This is a genomic window from Tahibacter harae (assembly GCF_024437735.1).
In the GTDB taxonomy this organism is placed as follows: Bacteria; Pseudomonadota; Gammaproteobacteria; order Xanthomonadales; family Rhodanobacteraceae; genus Tahibacter; species Tahibacter harae.
In genome coordinates, this window is the sequence record NZ_JANFQO010000002.1 from 157688 (window position 1) to 174854 (window position 17167).

Below are 17167 nucleotides of genomic sequence, written 5' to 3' on the forward strand. Positions count from 1 at the left end.
GCGGGCGCGCGGGCGGCATCGCCGCCGGCGCCGCGGCGGACACGGATTCCGCGTCAGGCCGCCGCGTCCTTGGCCCGGGTCAGCGCCTCGTCCGCGCGCAGGAAGACCTGCTCTATGCGTTCCGTCGCGCCGGCTGCCTCGGCACTGCCGCTCCGCACCTCGATCCCGCTGCGCGCGGTAAATTCCCCGACAATGCCACGCAAGGCCTGTTCCGTGGCCGGCGCGGCGGCACCGTGCAGCACGGCGATGAAGTCGGGACTCAGGCTGGTACGGTTGATGCTGTCGCCGCTGTGCGGTGCCAGCGCGGCCTGCAGCTGGCGCTCCAGTTCCTGCAGCTGCCGTTCCAGCGTGCGCTCGCCCAGGCGCAGCGCATGGCCGGCCAGGTCCTGTATCTGCAGGATCACGACCGAATACCGGCCGCCGGCGGCCGGAGCGGCGCCGGTTTCCGCTTTCGCCGCTTCCGCGAACAGCACGGCGCGCTCCAGCTGCTGTTCGTGCTGGCGCGCTTCGATCAGCGTCATGGTCAGCCGCGCCAGGGCCTCCAGGCCGGCGCGCTGGCGCGCGTCCAGCTCCCGCGGCTGCTTGTCCAGCACGCAGACCGTGCCTATCGCCGCGCCGCCTTCGGCCACCAGCGGCATGCCGGCATAGAAGCGCAGCGACAGGTCGCCGGTCACCAGGGGATTAGCCTGGAAGCGGCTGTCGCGGCGCGCATCCGGTACTTCCATCAGCTGCGCCGGCGCCTCGATGGCGTGATTGCAGAAGGCCTCGTCGCGGCGCGTGCCGGTGGTTTCCAGGCCGCGGCTGGCCTTGAACCATTGGCGGTCGCGGTCGACCAGGGAAACCAGGGCGATCGGCGTGTCGCACAAGGTCGAGGCCAATTCCACAATGTCGCGGTAAGCGGCTTCGGGCAGGCTGTCGACGATGCGGTAAGTGTCGAGCACGCGCTGGCGGGTAGCTTCGTCCATCGGTTCAGCCATGGGATGTCCTTGTCAGGGGAGGAGACGGCCAAAAAAACCGGCGCTATCCTCCCGCAGGCTGTGTCAACCGACTGCGATGAAACCCTGCGCCGCAGGCCCCGGGGCCGCTCCGGCCCGGCCGCGGCTCCGGCGGCGCGGCCGCTGCCCTTCCCGTGATCGGCGATCGCAAGGCCGCCGCCGCGGCTTCATTGCGCATCCGGCTGCGGAAACGACACCAGCAGCTCGCCCACCGACAGTAGCCTGCCCTGGCGCGGATAGCGCTTGTCGTCGCTGCGGAATTCGCCGTCGCCCAGCGGAATGGCGCCGTCATCGACTGCATCGCCATGGGTCAGCGTGACGGCGCGGAACACCGTGTCGCCTTCACGCGGCGCGAGCCGGCCCTGGTGCCAGTCGCGGATGCCGCCGCCGTAGTCCCAGTCCAGCCCGCTGAAGCTGACCGGCTTGCCGTTGGCCGCGACCAGCTCGGCCAGACTCATGCCCAGGTGCACGCCGTTGTCCAGGCGCCAGCGCGACTGGCTGCCGCGCACGCGGACGGTCGCGATGCCGCGCAGCGTGGTTTCGTCCTGCACGAAGATCTCGGCCCGGCGCGCCGGGTCGGTGCCGAACAGTACGATGCCGCGGGAGGTCTCGCCTTCCGCGCCGTCCAGCGTTTCCGCGCTGACATTGGCCTTGCCGAAGCGCTGGCGCAGTTCTTCCAGCGAACTGTCCGCCCGCAGCAATCCCGGCAGACGATAGGTGGCCTCGGCAGCGGGATCGGCCGGCGGCGCGTCCTGGTCGTGGATGACACCGGCCAGCGAGGCCGAGCCGGCGGCATCGGCCGCTTCCGGCGCCCGCGGCGCATCCTGTGCGGGTTTCTGCGGCGCCGCGGACACGGCTGTGCCGACCAGCAGAGCCAGCGCAATGCCGCGGCGCAGCAGGCCTGCGGCATTGCCGCGTGCGCCGCCGGCGCGGTGGGGTACGGAGTTCGGTGTCATGCGCCAGGCCCGAAAAAGAAAGCCGCATCCTCGACGCTGCCGCGCCCGCGCGCAAGACGCCGGCCGCGTCGATAGGCGCGGCAGGAAATGCTAGGGTCGCCGCATGGGCATACTCGACATCGAACGCCGCGGCGAGATCGCCGTAGTGCGGCTGAACCGGCCGGAAAAGCGCAATGCGGTCAGCTTCCAGCTGCTGCGCGAACTGCATGCCGCGGCGAAGGCGCTGCGGCGCGAACGCCGCCTGCGTGCGGTGGTGCTGTGCGGTGCGGGCGAATCGTTCTGCTCCGGCATCGATCTGGCCGACCTGGCCGATCCGCGCCAGCGTCTCTGGGCCGCCTGGCAATTGCTCAAGCCTGGCCGCAGCCTGTTCCAGCAGGCATTCCTGATCTGGCAGGAGCTGCCCGTGCCGGTGCTCGCCGCGCTGCACGGCCACTGCTTCGGCGCCGGCCTGCAGCTCGCGCTGGCCGCGGATATCCGCTACGCCACGCCGGACTGCCAGCTGTCGGTGATGGAAGCACGCTGGGGCCTGGTGCCCGACATGGGCCTGAGCCGCAGCCTGCGCGGCCTGCTGCGCGCGGACGCGGCCAAGGAACTGACCTTCACCGCACGCCTCCTGCGCGGCGAGGAAGCCCAGCCGCTGGGCCTGGTCACCCACCTCGCCGACGATCCGCTCGCCGCCGCGCTGATCCTGGCCGAGGAAATCACTGCACGCTCTCCCGATGCCGTGCTGGCCGCCAAGCGCGTGCTCGACGCCATGCAGCACAACCCGCAGCACGCCCTGCGCCTGGAAAAAACTTGGCAATTGCGCCTGCTGCGCGGACGCAACGCCGCCATCGCCCGCCAGCGCGCCAAGGCGCCGGACACGCCGTTTCTGCCGCGCGAGTTTGATTGAGCCGGGATTCGATATGCGGGATCTGAGATCCGGGAGCGAGATGCGGGAACGGAAAACTCCGCCCGCCGCGGTCGCATCCCCGATCCCGGCCTTTAAACGCTGCGCAAGCCAGCCGCATCCACATGGCCTTCTTCCCCGGCGACAAGGAAAACGGCATGAATCGGCGCTACGCGGTAGTTGGACTTTCCCTGGCACTGTGCGCTTTGAGCGCGCAGGCGCAGCAGCCGCTGCCGGTGCTGGACAAGCAACTGGCCGGGCCGCGCACCCAGGTGCTGGTGCTGGGTTCCACACACCTCTCGCAGATCAAGCAGCCTATTGCGCCCAGGCAGCTGGAACCCGTGCTCGACCGGCTCGCGGCGTTCAAGCCCGACATCATCACCGTCGAAAGCCTGGGCGGCGAGCAATGCGACCTGATGGCGCGCCATCCCACGGTGTATGCGCCGGCCGACGTGGAGCAATACTGCGTCGATACCGCGCCGGCGAAAGCCGCGACGGGTCTGGACGTGCCGACGGCCATCGCCGCGTTCCACAAGACCCTGCGCGAATGGCCGGCCAGGCCCACGCCGGCGCAGCGCCGGCAGCTGGCGGCGCAGTTCCTGGCCGCGGGCGAGCATCCCTCGGCCCTGGTGCAATGGCTGCAGCTTGCCGACGGCGAACGCCGCACCGGCGACGGCCTGGATACGGCACTGGTGGCGCGGCTGGAAAAGCTCGGCGCCAGCAACAACGAAAGCTACAGCGTGGGCGCACGGCTGGCGGCGCGTCTTGGCCTGCAGCGCGTCTACAACGTTGACGACCACACGGGCGACAACATCGCCATCGACGACATCAAAGCCTTCGGCGCCGCCGTCCAGGGCGCCTGGGATGCCGCCGCCGGCAAGGCAAGGGAAGTCCGCGCCCGCCAGGAAGAACTGACCAGGTCCGGCGACCTGCTCGCGCTGTACCGCTACATCAACCGGCCCGAAGTGCAGCGCATCGCCATCGAAAGCGACTTCGGCGCCGCGGTGAGCGAAGCGTCGCCGCAGCGCTACGGCCGCCTCTACGTCTCCGGCTGGGAGGCACGCAATCTGCGCATGGTGGCGAATATCCGCGTGGCTTTCGGCAACAAGCCCGGCGGCCGCGTGCTGTCGATCGTCGGCAGCTCGCACAAGCCCTGGTTCGACGGCCTGCTCGGCCAGATGCAGGGCGTGGATGTGGTCGATGCGGTGGAAACGCTGAAATGATGCGCGCCGCGGCGTGCATCCCCGCCGCCCCATCGCGCCGCCCGTGGCCCTGCCTCAGGGCAAGGCCCTACGGCGACCCGCGGCGGACGCATGCTGCCGGTTTCGCCGCCCGCCCGCGGCGGCGCATCAATGCAAGGGCTGCCGCTGTGCGGCCAGCGCTTCTGCCGGCGCCGGCGCCAGTCCGCGCAGCAGCCGCTGCGCCTTGTATTCGTCCTCGGGCGCCAGCGGTTCCAGCAACACCGGCTCGCCAGCGATCAGCGCGGCCACCGGCAGTCCGTCGCGGTAAAGCACGCGCTGGCCGGGAATGCGCGCAACCTTGTCGCCGGGCAGCACACTCCCGAGCAGGTTGGCCGGATCGGTCGCGGCCACGGCGATCCACTGGTCTTCCCTGCCCTCGCGGCGTACGCGGCGCAGCGCGGCGATGGCGTCGGGCAGGGCGAACTGTTCGCCGGGAATGCCGGTGATGAAACGGCCGCCGCGGATCTCGCCGCGCGCTTCCAGGCGCTGGTAGACGCGCACCAGCTCGCGCCAGGGCGGCAGCCAGGCGGCTTCGCGTTCGAGCAGGCGCCAGCAGACGACGCCATAGCGGCGCAGCAGCACGCGCGCAACGTGTTCGCGTTCTTCCGCCTGCGTCGCGTCGGCGGGCGGCGGTGTGCGCAGCGGCGCCCAGCGGCCGGCGTCCTGGATGCCGAACAGCGCCGGCTTGCGCCGGCGCTGGCGCGAACCGGTGCCATCGCGCTTGGAGGCCGGCACCAGCAGTGCGCGCAGTCCGCCGAAGCTGTCGCAGTGGGCGCGGCCGCGTACCACCAGTTCGGCCAGGGCGTCTTCCAGCTCGGTACGCAGCAGGCGCGCGCCGTCGCTGATCTCGTCGAAGAACGAGGCACCGTGGGCCGCGAGATAGTCGGCCACGCGCTGCGCGCGCGAACTCAGCTCCGGCGCATCCTCGCTGCGCGGCGCCAGGCGCGCCCACAGCGCCACATTGCGCCGCGGCAGCAGCAGTATGGGCGTGGCGCGCAGCGACGGATTGCCGCGCCCGCCTCCGTCGCCGGCGCTGGGCCGCAGCCGTGTCCACAGGGTGCGGCCGGCGGTGCAGAGTTCGTCCAGCCAGGTGATGGAATAGTCGCGCACGCGCGCCGGCAGCAGTTCCGCTTCCCAGGCCGCAGCCGGCGCCTCGAAGCCTTCGAGCTGGCCGAGCACGCTGGCCAGGGCTTCCGGGCCGCGCGCGCGTTCGCCTTCGCTCAGGCGCTGCCAGTCGAACAGGAAGCGCTGGAAATCGCGCGGCGAAACCGGTTCGATCTCGCGCCGCAGCTGCTGGATGGTGTAGCGGTGGATGCGCGCCAGCAGATGGCGTTCGCACCATTCCAGTCCGGCTGCGCCAGGGCTGAAACGGCCCTGCAGCACATAGCCCTCGTTCTGCAGGGCGAGCAGGGCCACTTCGATTTCCGCCGCCGGCAAGCCCAGCGATTGCGCCAGCGCGTCCGCCGGCGTCGGTCCCAGGCAGGTCAGGCGCGCGCGCAGCAGCTCGCGCAGCGCGGTCTCGCGCGACCATTCGGCCTGGGCGTATTCCTCCGGCACCTCGACTTCGGGCGCGCAGGCCGCGTCCGGATACAGCGTGCGCAGCAGCGGCAGCTGTTCGGTGGCGAGCCAGAACTGCGGTGCAGCCTTCGGCTCCGCCGCACCCAGCCGCGTCGCACGGCCGTCCGCGGCCAGCGCACGCAGCCATTCGTCCCAGCCGGGGTTGGCCTGTGCTTCAACGACAGTGACCAGGCCGGTGCAGACCAGGGCCTCGTGCATCTCGTCCGGATTGCGCGGCTGCGGCCAGGCTTCCGCGCGCACCAGGGCGATCGCAGCCGCATCGAGCTGGCCCAGTTCATCGGCGGATTCGGCTTCGCGGTACAGACGGCTCTGCACCGCCTGGGTGCGGCGTTCCTCCAGCGGCGCATCGTCGAGGAAGGCATAAGGCCGCGCGTTGATTACCTCGGCCGCCAGCGGCGACGGCAGCGGCAGATCGCGCGCGATCACGTCGACGGCGCCCTGCTCCAGCCGGCGCAGCAGGGCCAGCCAGCCTTCGGTGTCCATGGCTTCGTGCAGGCAGTCGTCCAGGGTCTGGGCGACCAGCGGATGATCGGGAATCTCGCGCTCGCCGACGATGTTCTCCAGGCAGGCCACCTGGTCCGGGAACACCGTGGCCAGCAGGTCCTCGGACTTCATGCGCTGCAATTGCGGCGGCACCTTGCGGCCGCCGACGAAGCGCGGCAACGCGAGCGCGGTGGTCGCGTTCCAGCGCCAGCGCACGCCGAACAGCGGCGCATCCAGCAAGGCCTGTATCAGCACATCGCGCGCGGTGGCCGAATGCAGATAGTGCGACACCTCGATCAGCGGAAAGCTGTGGCTGGTCGAGAGCGAAAGAATGATCGCGTCCTCGGTCGCGGCCGCCTGCAGCTCGAAATTGAACTGGCGGCAGAAGCGCTTGCGCAGGGCCAGGCCCCAGGCGCGGTTGAGGCGGCTGCCGTAGGGCGAATGGATCACCAGCTGGGTGCCGCCGGATTCATCGAAGAAGCGTTCCAGCACGATGCGCGACTGGGTCGGCAGCGCGCCCAGCGCGGCCACGGCCTTGCCCAGGTAATCGACGATCTGGCGCGCGGCTTCCTCGTCCAGGCCGGCTTCCTGCGTCAGCCAGCGCAGCGCGGCATCGCTGCCGCCTTCGGCCAGGGCCGCGGCCACGTCTTCGCGCAGGCGCGCCACGCCCAGGGAAAGTTCGTCGCTGCGGCCCGGCGCCTCGCCCAGCCAGAACGGGATATTCGGCGGCGCGCCTTTGGCGTCTTCCACGCGCACCCGGCCCGGTTCCACCCGCAGGATGCGGTAACTCGCGTTGCCGAGCTGGAACACATCGCCGGACAGGCTCTCGATGGCGAAGTCTTCGTTGACCGTGCCTATGGTGTGGGCTTCGGGTTCCAGGATCACGGCGTAGTCGCCGGTATCGGGAATGGTGCCGCCGGACATCAGCGCCGTCATGCGCGCGCCCTTGCGCTCGCGCAGGCGGCGGTGCACGGCATCGCGGTGCACATAGCCGGCGCGGGCGCCGCGGCGGGTGCTGTAGCCCTCGGCCAGCATGCGCACCACGGCGTTGTAGTCGGCGCGGCTGAGCTGCGCATACGGCGCGGCGCGGCGCACCAGCGCGTAGAGTTCGTCCTCGTCCCAGTCGCGGCTGGCGGTCTCGGCCACCAGCTGCTGCGCGAGCACATCCAGCGGTGCGACGGGGATGCGCAGCGCATCCAGTTCGCCGCGGCGCACGCAGTCGAGCAAGGCGGCGCATTCGACCAGTTCATCGCGCGATTGCGGGAACAGGCGCGCCTTGGGCACACCGCCGACGGCGTGCCCGGAGCGGCCCGCGCGCTGCAGGAAGGCGGCGATGGAACGCGGCGTGCCGAGCTGGCAGACCAGGTTCACATCGCCGATGTCCAGGCCCAGCTCCAGCGAGGCCGTGGCGACCAGCACGCGCAACTCGCCGCGCTTGAGGCGCTGCTCCGCCTCCAGGCGCGCCTCGCGCGCGAGGCTGCCATGGTGTGCGGCGACGGCGTCCTTGCCCAGGCGCTCGCCGAGATGACGCGCGGCGCGCTCGGCCATGCGCCGGGTGTTGACGAACACCAGGGTGGTCGCATGCGCGCGAACCAGTTCGGCGACACGGTCGTAGACCTGCTCCCACTGATCGTTGGACATCACCGCGCCCAGCGGCGTGGGCGGCAGTTCCAGCGCGAGGTCGCGCTGCTTGCCGTAGCCTATGTCGACGACGGCGCAATCGGCCGGTACGGTCGACGCATCGCCGCTGCCGCCGACCAGGAAGCGCGCCACCGCGGCGATGGGTTTCTGCGTGGCGGAAAGGCCGATGCGCACCAGCGGCTGCGCGCACAGCGCCTGCAGCCGCTCCAGCGACAGCGCCAGATGACTGCCGCGCTTGCTCGCGGCCACGGCGTGGATCTCGTCCACGATCACGCTGCGCACGCCGGACAGCAGACTGCGGCCGGATTCCGAACCCAGCAGCACGTACAGCGATTCCGGCGTGGTGACGAGGATATGCGGCGGCTTGCGGAAAACTTTCTGCCGCTCGGCGCCGGGCGTGTCGCCGGTGCGCACGGCGCTGCGGATTTCCACGTCGGGCAGGCCCAGCGCGGCCAGTTCCTCGCGGATGCCGGCCAGCGGCGCTTCCAGGTTGAGGCGTATGTCGTTGGACAGAGCCTTGAGCGGCGAGACATAGACCACCGCAGTCTCGTCCGGCAGCCCGCCCTGCGCCAGGCCGCGCCGCACCAGGTCGTCCAGCGCGGCGAGAAACGCGGTCAGGGTCTTGCCGGAACCGGTGGGCGCGGCGACCAGGGTATGGCGGCCGGCGCGGATCTGCGGCCAGGCCGCAATCTGCGCCGGCGTGGGGCCGGGAAACGTGCGCTCGAACCAGCGGGCGACGGCAGGATGGAAATGCGCCAGGGGCATGGAATCGACGGGCGGCACGGCGGCCGCGGCAAGGTATGGACGATGGCATATGGGGCTGCGCCGGTGGATTTCCATGCGCCGCGCAGCTGCTGTGCGCGGCATTCTGCCACCCGCGCGGCGGACAGGGAAAAGCCGCGCAGCGCGCCGGAACGTGTTCGGCGACGGCGGCCGCGGCGGCAGGTCTGGTGGACCGCCGCACGGACGCATGCCGGCCTGCGGCAACCGTGGCGCAAACGCCGCGCGACGCGAACGACCGTAGCTGAACGAAGCGATCGCCGCGCGATCCGCTATGGCGGTGTGCGAATCGCCGCCCGTGCCGCGCCGCCCGCGCGACCGCATGACGGCGCGGTGTGCGTCCTGCGCCGCCCGCCGCGCTGAGACCGCTGAGGCTTACTGCAAGGTCCAGTCTGCAGACTGCAAGGAACGGCCCCGTCTGCGGCGCAACGGCGCGACACCGTGCGGTGCACTGCGCCGTCGCCCTAAGCCTGCGCTGGCGCGGCCGGCGCCATGCGCAGTCCTGCAAATGTGAACATTCCGCTGCGCTGGCACATGGGTTGCTGTGTCCAGGCGCCCATGCCGCTTGGGCATCCCTCCCTTGAATCACGAGCAATCAGGAGCAGCACCATGCAGAATCCGAATCAGCGCGGACCGTATGGCCGAGGCCGCGACTTCGACCGTCCGCAGAACCTGCGCCAAGGCCGCAACGAAGACCGCTGGGACGAGGGCCGCTATGGCGGCGCCTACGGCAGCGCGGAGCGCGGCTACGACGAACAGGACTATGGCCAGGAAGCCTCGGGCTACCGCGACTCGGACGAGCGCGGCGGCTACCAGGGCTATCGCGGCGGCCAGTCCACCCGCGGTTTCGACCAGGACCGTTTTGAACGCGGCGCCTATTACGGCGGCGCGCGCGACTACGGCAGCGGCAGCCGCCAGTACCGCGACGAGGAGCCCGGCCGCGAGCTGTATTCCAGCGGATCGCGCGGCGGCCAGCCGTATGGCGGCCAGTCCTACGAGTGGCGCCAGGGCCAGGGCCGCCAGCCCGGCAACCGGCAGAACTGGCAGAGCCAGAGCGGCTACTACCGCGAACGCGACGATGACTACTACGGCAGCCGCTATCAGGCCGGCGACTACGGCAGCGACCAGGGCAGCCGCTACGGCGGCGGCTACGGCCGGCAGGACAGCGACTACAGCGGCAACCGCTACAGCAGCGAATACGGCCGCAGCCAGGGTGCCTACAGCCAGCGCGACTACGGTCAGCGTGACTACGGCGGCGGCTATGGCCAGCGCGGCTATGGCAGCAGCGGCGCCGAAGGTGTCTACGGTTACGGCAGCTCGTCCTATGGCCGTTCCGGCATGAACCAGGATCCCTACGGCCGCGAGTACGGCAACCAGGGCCGCTACCCGGGCGGCGCCGGCTATCCGGCGCAGAGCTACGGCGGCCAGGATTACCAGGGCGGCTATCAGGGCCAGAGCTATCAGGGCCAGGCCTACCAGGGCCAAGGCAGCTACAGCCAGGGCGGCTACCGCGGCCAGGACAGCGGCTACCAGGGCCAGAGCTATCGCGGCCGCGGGCCGAAGAACTACACGCGCTCGGACGAGCGCATCCGCGAAGACCTCAGCGAAAAGCTGTCCAATCACCACTACATCGACGCCAGCGACGTCAATGTCGAGGTCAAGAATGGCGTGGTCACCCTCACCGGCTCGGTGGAACAGCGCCATCTCAAGCACGAGATCGAGGACATGGCGGAGAACTGCAGCGGCGTGAAGGACGTGGAAAATCGCCTGACGGTAAGCATGCGCAACCAGTCCGGCAACAAGAGCGGCCAGCAATCCGGCCAGCAGGGCACGCAGCAGACCGGTGGCAAGAACGAAACTCTGGGCAGCGACAACGCCAGCAAGAAGCACTGACCGGTCGGCAAGCCGTCAACCACACCAGCTGCCACCCCGGCGCCCTCTCCGTTCAGGAGAGGGCGTTTTTGCGTCTGTGCCCTCCGGTGCCGGCGCCGCGCCGCAGCTGGCATCGTGCACGGCCGCCGCGGGCCGGCATGCAGGCTGCGCGGTGGCAGGCCGCCGGCACCGGCGCGCATGGCGCCGGCATACCGCCGCACCGGCACGGCCTCGCCGCCGCTCCGGCCCCGCTGCGCCGCGGTGCGGCGGCCTTTGCGCGCCAGCAGCCTCAGGAATGCCGCTTTTATATTTGTAAATTAATCGTTCCTGGCACGCGGACTGCAATCAATATCAGGCAGGGAAGCCTGCAACGGCACGGCTCGCCATTTCACAACTGTTCGAGGAAAACGTCATGCCCAACAACAATCCCCGTGGTGACAACCAGTACAAGAATCCGCCGAACAAGGGTCAGCAGCAGCAAGGCAACGACAAGCAGGCCAAGCGCGACATGCAGGACAAGCAGAGCGCCGGCGGCAACCAGCGTTCCGACAACGACAACAACAGCAGCAACCGCTGAGGTTGCGGCGGTGTAAGCGCGGCCGGCGCCGTTTGCGGCGCCGGCCATTTCTGTCCCCTGCTGCGGCAAACGGAACATTCCGCACCGCGGTGCCGGTCATGCCATGCAAGGAGAACGCGGCGGACCATGTCCTCACGCACACCGCTGAAAGCGCCGCAGCAGCCCCGCCGGGCCGCGGCGCTGCTGCTGATCGACTGGATCAGCGACTGGCGCATGGCCGGCGGCGCGCAGCTGCGGCGCCAGGCCGAACAGGTACTGCCGGCAGCCGCGCAGCTGCTCGCCGGCGCGCGCCGCCACGGCGTGCCGGTGATCTATGCCAATGACAACCGCGGCCAGTGGCGCTCGGATTTCCGCACCGTGCTGGCCGAATCCCGCGCCGCCGGAACGGCAGCGGCGGCGATCACCGACGGCCTCGCGCCCGCGCCGGAAGACTATTTCGTCCTCAAGCCCAAGCATTCGGCTTTTCATGCCACGCCGCTGGCCCTGCTGCTGCAGCATCTGCATACCGAAGTCGTGGTGCTGGCCGGCGTGGCCGGCAATCAATGCGTGCTGGCGAGCGCCATCGATGCGCATATGCGCGATCTGCGCGTGATCGTCGCGGCCGACGCCTGCGCCTCGCTCACCGCCGCGGCCAACACCGCCGCCATGACCCAATGCCGCGCCTTCGGCTGCGGCGTGCAGCGCAGTGCTTCCGTGCGCTGGCGCAGCCTCGCCCGCCGCGGCAAGACCGACTGAGGCCCCTGCCATGTTCTCGCTGTCCCAGCCCTGGTGGGAATTCATCGTCCGCGGCGCCCTGATCTATGTCGCCATCCTGTTTCTGGTGCGCCTGTCGGGCAAGCGCACGGTCGGCGAGTTCACGCCGTTCGATCTGGTGCTGGTCATCCTGATCGGCGAATCCACCCAGGGTGCGCTGACCGGCGGCGACGAATCGGTCCTGGGTGCGCCGCTGGTGGCCGCGACCCTGATCGCGCTGAACCAGCTGCTGGGCTATCTCAGCGCGCGCAGCAAGACGGTGGACCGCCTGCTCGAAGGCGAGCCGGTGCTGCTGGTGCGCGACGGCCGTGTGCTGCACAAGGCACTGCGTGCGAACAATCTGCCGATTTCCGATCTGAAGGAAGCCGTGCGCAAGCAGGGACTGCGCCATGTGGACGAGGTGGCCCTGGCTGTGCTGGAAACCAACGGCGAGATCACCGTGGTTCCCGTCCGCCACGAGGAATGAACAAGTCCCCCCGCACGGCGCACGGATTGCGCGCTATGCCGCGGCGCGAAACCGCCGCGTCCCGGCAATACTGAAAGCGCGGAGACGCGGCCAGCAACCGCCGCGCCTCAGCGATGCCGGAAGTGCGGGAGACGCGGCCTGCAACTGCCGCGCCTCTACGGGACCGGAAGTGCGGGAGACGCGGCCTGCAACTGCCGCGCCTCCCGCGAACGCCCCCTCCGGCGTTACTTGGTACGCACCAGCGCGGTACTCACCAGATTCGACCCAGGGCTGCCGCCGCTGCCGGTCGTGGTCAAGGTGGCCGTCTGGCCTGCGGCCACGGCGAAGCGGGTATAGCGCGTGCCGCCGCCGGGACCCAGCGAGTAATTCGCCATCGTGTTGTCGCTCAGCAGGTTCACAGCCAGCGGGTAGTTGGTCACCAGCGCAATGAAGACGCTGCGGTAGTTCCAGGTCGGCGCGGTGTACGCCGGCGCGGCCGCGGCGACGGCATCGTCGGTATACATGGCGACGAGGAAATCGCGCGCCCACTCGTCGGGGTCGACGCCCAGCACCGCCTGCAGATTGGCCTTCCCGCTCAGCGTGGAGTTCATCAGCGCCGACAGGATGGCCGCATCGCCGGTCGCCTTGCGATCCAGGGCATAGCGCAGGAAGAACGCCGAGATGGTGTGATGCGGCCACTGGTAATCGTGGTTTCCGGGAGCGAGCGCGTTCGTCCGCAGCGGCCCCATGCGCTCGCCGCCGAGCAGTTGCAGGAAATAGCTGCGCACACCGCCGAACATGATGTTCTCGTACATGTTGAACAGCTGCACCCGCTGGCTGGCCTGGGGCCCGGTGGTTAGCGCGGTTACAGGCAGGTTGCTGCGCACCGCCAGGCCCGCGGCCTTGAAGAAGGACAGCTCCTGCAACTGCCCGGAAAGGGCTTCGTCCAGCCAGCGTTCCTCCAGCGAGGGAGCGGCGTTGACGTATATCCGGCGCGAGGCGTTGCTGAGGTGCTGCAGCTGGTGAATGATGGCTGCCGGCGCGTTGTTGTAGACGCTCGACAGCGTCCGCACGTTGCTGTTCACGACGCCGGTCGGGTCCGGCTGCATCACGTAGATGATCTCGCCTTCATTGCTGTTCGGGCAGTTGCCCGGCGCGGACGAGAACAGGTCGCGCGGCAGGAAAGCGGCGTAGAGCAGGGTCGACGAAGCCGGCGGCGACATCGCGTTGACCGCGCTGGTGAAGAAGATCACCACGCCGTTGTTGGCGTCGACATCGGCCGGCAAGCCGAAGTTGTCGGCAAGCGCGTCCACTGCGCCGGTGTACCACAGGGCCGGCGTGCCCGTGGAGCCGGCGCTGCCGAGCGGCGTCTGGCCGGGCGGGTTCATGGCCACCACGTTGATGATGTTCTGGAAGTCGGTGGTGCTGAAACCGCCCGGGAGGGCTGGCACCCACACGCCGGAACCGGTAGTCGTCTCCTTCACCTCCTGCACCGCGTAGAGCACGGCCTGGCCCGCGTGCTGCGGCGTGGTGACGGCTTCCACACGGCCCTTGCGCCCATTCAGCGTGCTGCTGCAGCCGTCGCCGATGCCGCCGTTCAAATCGATCAGCTGGCCTACGGTCAACGGCCCCTGCGGAATCTTCTTGGCGCGGGAAATCAACTTGCTGCGGTCGATGGGTTCGCCGCCCGCGGAGGCGGGGAAAACGCCCTGGTCGTGCAGATCGGTCAGCGCCGGCTCGGCCAGCGCAAGCAAACCGGCCGCAGCGGCGGCGCTGTCGCCGCCCGGCCGCGGTGTCGGTGGGCCGGTCACCGCGACAACGTTGCTGGCGGTCACTTCCACCGCGATGTTGCCGACACTGCTGTGGTTGATCGGCAGATAGGTGAACTCCATCGCCGCGCCCGAGTTGTTCTCGATACATAGTTCGCTGTTGTCGGGCAGGCGGCCCTTGACGACTTCGCCCAGGGCCGGCGTAAGGCAGGCGGCCGCCGCCAGCACCTCGACGCTCTGCTGGGCCTGCGGCGCCGCGTTCCAATTCGCATCGCCGGGCTGGTCGGCGTTTATCAGGCAGGTGCCCTCGGCGCTGAAGCTGACCACGTCACCGGCCACGGAGCAGATGCCGTCGGCGGTCGAATCAATGGAGAACGTCACGGCCAGGCCCGAGCTGGCTGTCGCGGCGACGGTATAGCTTGCACCCACGGCGGGCGTGGCCGGCGCGGAGGTGAAGGTGATGGTCTGGCCGGCCTTGGCCACGGCCACCGTCTGGGTGGCATCGGAGGCCGCGATCCAGTCGGCGTTGCCGGGCTGCGAGGCGATGATTTCGCAAGCGCCCGCACCGATGAAACTCACCGTGCTGCCGCTGATCGCACACACGCCGGCATCGTCCGCGTGGATGGCGAAGCTCACCGGCAGGCCTGAGCTGGCCGTCGCCGCGACGGTATAGCCCGGCCCCTGGTTGACCGCAGCCGGCGGCGTCGAGGTGAAGGTGATGAACTGCAGGCCCGGTTGCACGGCGAAGGACTGCTGCGCCTGCGGCGCCGCGTTCCAGTTCGCATCGCCCGCCTGGTTGGCGTTGACGATGCAGGTGCCCACATGCAGGAACGACACAGTCGATCCGCTCAGCGCACATACACCGGCGGCCGCGGCATCGATGCTGAAGCTCACCGGCAGGCCGGAGCTGGCGACTGCACCGGCCGGATACGCCGGCCCGCCCACGGCGGCGCCCAGCGGCGCGACCGAGGTGAATGTCACGGTCTGGCTGCCCTTGCCCACCGCGAAGCTCTGCTGGATCTGCGGCGCCGCGTTGTAATTCGCATCGCCGGCCTGGTTGGCGTTGATGACGCAGGTGCCGGCGCCGAGGAAGCTGACCGTGGAACCCGCGATTGCGCAGACGCCGCCGGCACTGGCGTCGATGCTGAAGCTCGCGCTCAGGCCCGAGCTGGCCGTGGCGGCGACCGTATACGTGGCGCCGGCAACGGCGGCGCTGGCGGGAGCGGTCGACGTGAAGCTCAGGGTCTGGCTGCCCTTGCCCACCGCGAAGCTCTGCTGGATCTGCGGTGCGGCGTTGTAGTTCGCATCGCCGGCCTGGTTGGCGTTGATGACGCAGGTGCCTGCGCCCTGGAAGCTGACCGTGGCACCGCTGAGCGTGCAGATGCTGCTGGCGCTGGCGTCGATGCTGAGGCTCACCGTCAGGCCCGAGCTGGCCGTGGCCGCCACCGTATACGTCGCCCCGGCGACTGCCGCGGCAGCAGGCGCGGTCGAGGTGAAGGTCAAGGTTTGATTACCCTTGCCCACCGCGAAACTCTGCTGGATCTGCGGCGCGGCGCTGTAGTTCGCATCGCCGGCCTGGTTGGCGTTGATGACGCAGATGCCCACGCCCTGGAATGTGACCGAGGAACCCGCCAGCGCACACACGCTGCCCGCGCTCGCGTCGATGCTGAAATTCACGGCCAAACCCGACGTCGCAGTCGCCGCGACGGTGTAGGCCGCACCGCCGAACTGCGCATTGGAAGGCGCGGTCGAGGTGAAGCTGACGGTCTGGCTGGCCTTGCCCACGGCGAAGCTCTGCTGCACCTGCGGCGCCGCGTTGTAGTTGGCGTTGCCGGGCTGATTCGCGTTGATGACGCAGGTGCCCACGCCCTGGAATGTGAGCGAGGAACCCGCCAGCGCACACACGCCGGCCGCGCTCGCGTCGATGCTGAAACTTACGGCCAAACCGGACGTCGCAGTCGCCGCGACGGTGTAGGCCGCACCGCCGAACTGCGCATTGGCCGGCGCGGTCGAGGTGAAGCTGACGGTCTGGCTGGCCTTGCCCACGGCGAAGCTCTGCTGCACCTGCGGTGCGGCGTTGTGGTTGGCATCGCCGGCCTGGTTGGCGTTGATGACGCAGGTGCCCACGCCCTGGAATGTGACCGAGGAACCCGCCAGCGCACACACGCCGGCCGCACTCGCGTCGATGCTGAAATTCACCGCCAGACCGGACGTCGCAGTCGCCGCAACGGTGTAGGCCGCACCGCCGAACTGCGCATTGACCGGCGCCGTCGAGGTGAAGCCGAGCGTCTGATCCGCCTTGCCGACGGCGAAACTCTGCTGCACCTGCGGCGCGATACCGTAGCTGGCGTCGCCGGCCTGGTTCGCGTTTATCACGCAGGTGCCCACCCCCTGGAACGTGACCGAAGCGCCTGCGATGGCGCAGACGCCGGCCGCGCTCGCGTCGATGCTGAAACTCACCGGCAAGCCCGAGGTCGCGCTGGCCGCGACCGTATAGGCCGGGCCGCCGAACTGCGCATTCGCCGGCGCTGTGGAGGTGAAGCTGATGGTCTGGCTGGCCAGGCCTATGCTGAAGCTCTGCTGGGCCGGCGCGGCCGCGAGCCAGTTTGCGTCGCCGGGCTGGCTCGCATTGATGACGCAGTTGCCGGTGCCCTGCAGCGCAATCGTGCTGAAAATGCCGTCGAAACCGGTGATGGCGCAGACGCCGCTGGACGCGGCGGCGATGGCCACCGTCACCGGCAGGGCCGAGGTCGCGCTGACGCCGAGCTGGTACGGCGCGCCGCCGACCTGGGCGTTCGCCGGCGGCGTGGTGCTGAAGTTGATGCTCTGGCTGCCCTGGGCCACGCTGAGCGGATAAACGCGGCCGCCGCTGCAGCCGGCGCTGTCGGTCGCGGTGACGGTAATCAGATAGTTGCCGGCCAGCAGCGGCTTGCCGGACAGCTGGCCGTTTGCGCTGCCCAGCGTAAGGCCGCTGCCCGCAGGCAGGCCGCCGGTGACGGCGTAGCTGAAAGGCGGCGCGGTGTTGCTGTTGGCGGCGCTGAAACTGTGCGTATAGAGCGCGCCCACCATGGCCGCCGGCGGCGCGGTGATCGGCGCCAGCGACGTGGGTGGACAGTTGGCGGCCTGGGCGGCGCCGGTGCCGGCGAGCAAGGCGAGTGCGGCGAGGCGCAGGAGACTAGGGGTCATGA

General features: G+C 69.8%; 10 protein-coding genes. 6 read left to right on the forward strand and 4 right to left on the reverse strand.

The window, feature by feature from the left end:
• Positions 1-53: 53 nt before the first annotated feature.
• Both NM961_RS02450 and NM961_RS02455 read right to left on the reverse strand, forming a co-directional pair.
• Complete coding sequence (locus NM961_RS02450; RefSeq protein ID WP_255910892.1) at positions 54-977, reverse strand: GAF domain-containing protein; 924 nt, start codon at positions 975-977, stop codon at positions 54-56.
• 185 nt (positions 978-1162) lie between these two features.
• The gene (locus tag NM961_RS02455) at positions 1163-1951 is read right to left on the reverse strand and encodes a hypothetical protein (RefSeq protein ID WP_255910895.1); all 789 of its coding nucleotides are present in this window, start codon (positions 1949-1951) and stop codon (positions 1163-1165) included.
• Between the two features lie 103 nt (positions 1952-2054).
• On the opposite strand from NM961_RS02455, the gene NM961_RS02460 reads away from it, so the two are divergent.
• Positions 2055-2843 carry a crotonase/enoyl-CoA hydratase family protein gene (locus NM961_RS02460; protein WP_255910897.1) on the forward strand — a complete coding sequence of 263 codons (789 nt, stop codon included), beginning with the start codon at positions 2055-2057 and terminating at the stop codon, positions 2841-2843.
• 155 nt (positions 2844-2998) lie between these two features.
• On the forward strand, positions 2999-4063 hold the full coding sequence (locus NM961_RS02465; protein ID WP_255910899.1) for a DUF5694 domain-containing protein: 1065 nt from the start codon (positions 2999-3001) through the stop codon (positions 4061-4063).
• Between the two features lie 126 nt (positions 4064-4189).
• Here NM961_RS02465 and NM961_RS02470 read toward each other — a convergent pair whose 3' ends face one another.
• Positions 4190-8548, reverse strand: a complete 4359-nt coding sequence (locus NM961_RS02470) for a DEAD/DEAH box helicase (protein WP_255911312.1) — start codon at positions 8546-8548, stop codon at positions 4190-4192.
• Between the two features lie 624 nt (positions 8549-9172).
• Between NM961_RS02470 and NM961_RS02475 the strand changes: the two genes are divergently transcribed.
• From NM961_RS02475 to NM961_RS02490, 4 genes are all read left to right on the forward strand, one after another.
• The gene (locus NM961_RS02475; RefSeq protein WP_255910901.1) at positions 9173-10456 is read left to right on the forward strand and encodes a BON domain-containing protein; all 1284 of its coding nucleotides are present in this window, start codon (positions 9173-9175) and stop codon (positions 10454-10456) included.
• A gap of 391 nt (positions 10457-10847) precedes the next feature.
• Positions 10848-11012, forward strand: a complete 165-nt coding sequence (locus tag NM961_RS02480) for a hypothetical protein (RefSeq protein ID WP_255910903.1) — start codon at positions 10848-10850, stop codon at positions 11010-11012.
• 126 nt (positions 11013-11138) lie between these two features.
• Positions 11139-11747, forward strand: a complete 609-nt coding sequence (locus NM961_RS02485; RefSeq protein WP_255910905.1) for a cysteine hydrolase family protein — start codon at positions 11139-11141, stop codon at positions 11745-11747.
• Between the two features lie 10 nt (positions 11748-11757).
• On the forward strand, positions 11758-12231 hold the full coding sequence (locus NM961_RS02490) for a DUF421 domain-containing protein (RefSeq protein WP_255910907.1): 474 nt from the start codon (positions 11758-11760) through the stop codon (positions 12229-12231).
• A 224-nt stretch (positions 12232-12455) separates the two neighbouring features.
• On the opposite strand, the gene NM961_RS02495 is transcribed toward NM961_RS02490, so the two are convergent.
• The gene (locus NM961_RS02495) at positions 12456-17165 is read right to left on the reverse strand and encodes a beta strand repeat-containing protein (RefSeq protein WP_255910909.1); all 4710 of its coding nucleotides are present in this window, start codon (positions 17163-17165) and stop codon (positions 12456-12458) included.
• Positions 17166-17167: the final 2 nt, after the last annotated feature.

Bases quoted from the DNA above. Each gene is read 5' to 3' on its own strand.
- NM961_RS02490 (WP_255910907.1), top strand. From the start codon at position 11,758: ATGTTCTCGCTGTCCCAGCCCTGGTGGGAATTCATCGTCCGCGGCGCC.
- NM961_RS02485 (WP_255910905.1), top strand. From the start codon at position 11,139: ATGTCCTCACGCACACCGCTGAAAGCGCCGCAGCAGCCCCGCCGGGCC.
- NM961_RS02475 (WP_255910901.1), top strand. From the start codon at position 9,173: ATGCAGAATCCGAATCAGCGCGGACCGTATGGCCGAGGCCGCGACTTC.
- NM961_RS02455 (WP_255910895.1), bottom strand. From the start codon at position 1,951: ATGACACCGAACTCCGTACCCCACCGCGCCGGCGGCGCACGCGGCAAT.
- NM961_RS02480 (WP_255910903.1), top strand. From the start codon at position 10,848: ATGCCCAACAACAATCCCCGTGGTGACAACCAGTACAAGAATCCGCCG.
- NM961_RS02465 (WP_255910899.1), top strand. From the start codon at position 2,999: ATGAATCGGCGCTACGCGGTAGTTGGACTTTCCCTGGCACTGTGCGCT.
- NM961_RS02460 (WP_255910897.1), top strand. From the start codon at position 2,055: ATGGGCATACTCGACATCGAACGCCGCGGCGAGATCGCCGTAGTGCGG.
- NM961_RS02495 (WP_255910909.1), bottom strand. From the start codon at position 17,165: ATGACCCCTAGTCTCCTGCGCCTCGCCGCACTCGCCTTGCTCGCCGGC.
- NM961_RS02450 (WP_255910892.1), bottom strand. From the start codon at position 977: ATGGCTGAACCGATGGACGAAGCTACCCGCCAGCGCGTGCTCGACACT.
- NM961_RS02470 (WP_255911312.1), bottom strand. From the start codon at position 8,548: ATGCCCCTGGCGCATTTCCATCCTGCCGTCGCCCGCTGGTTCGAGCGC.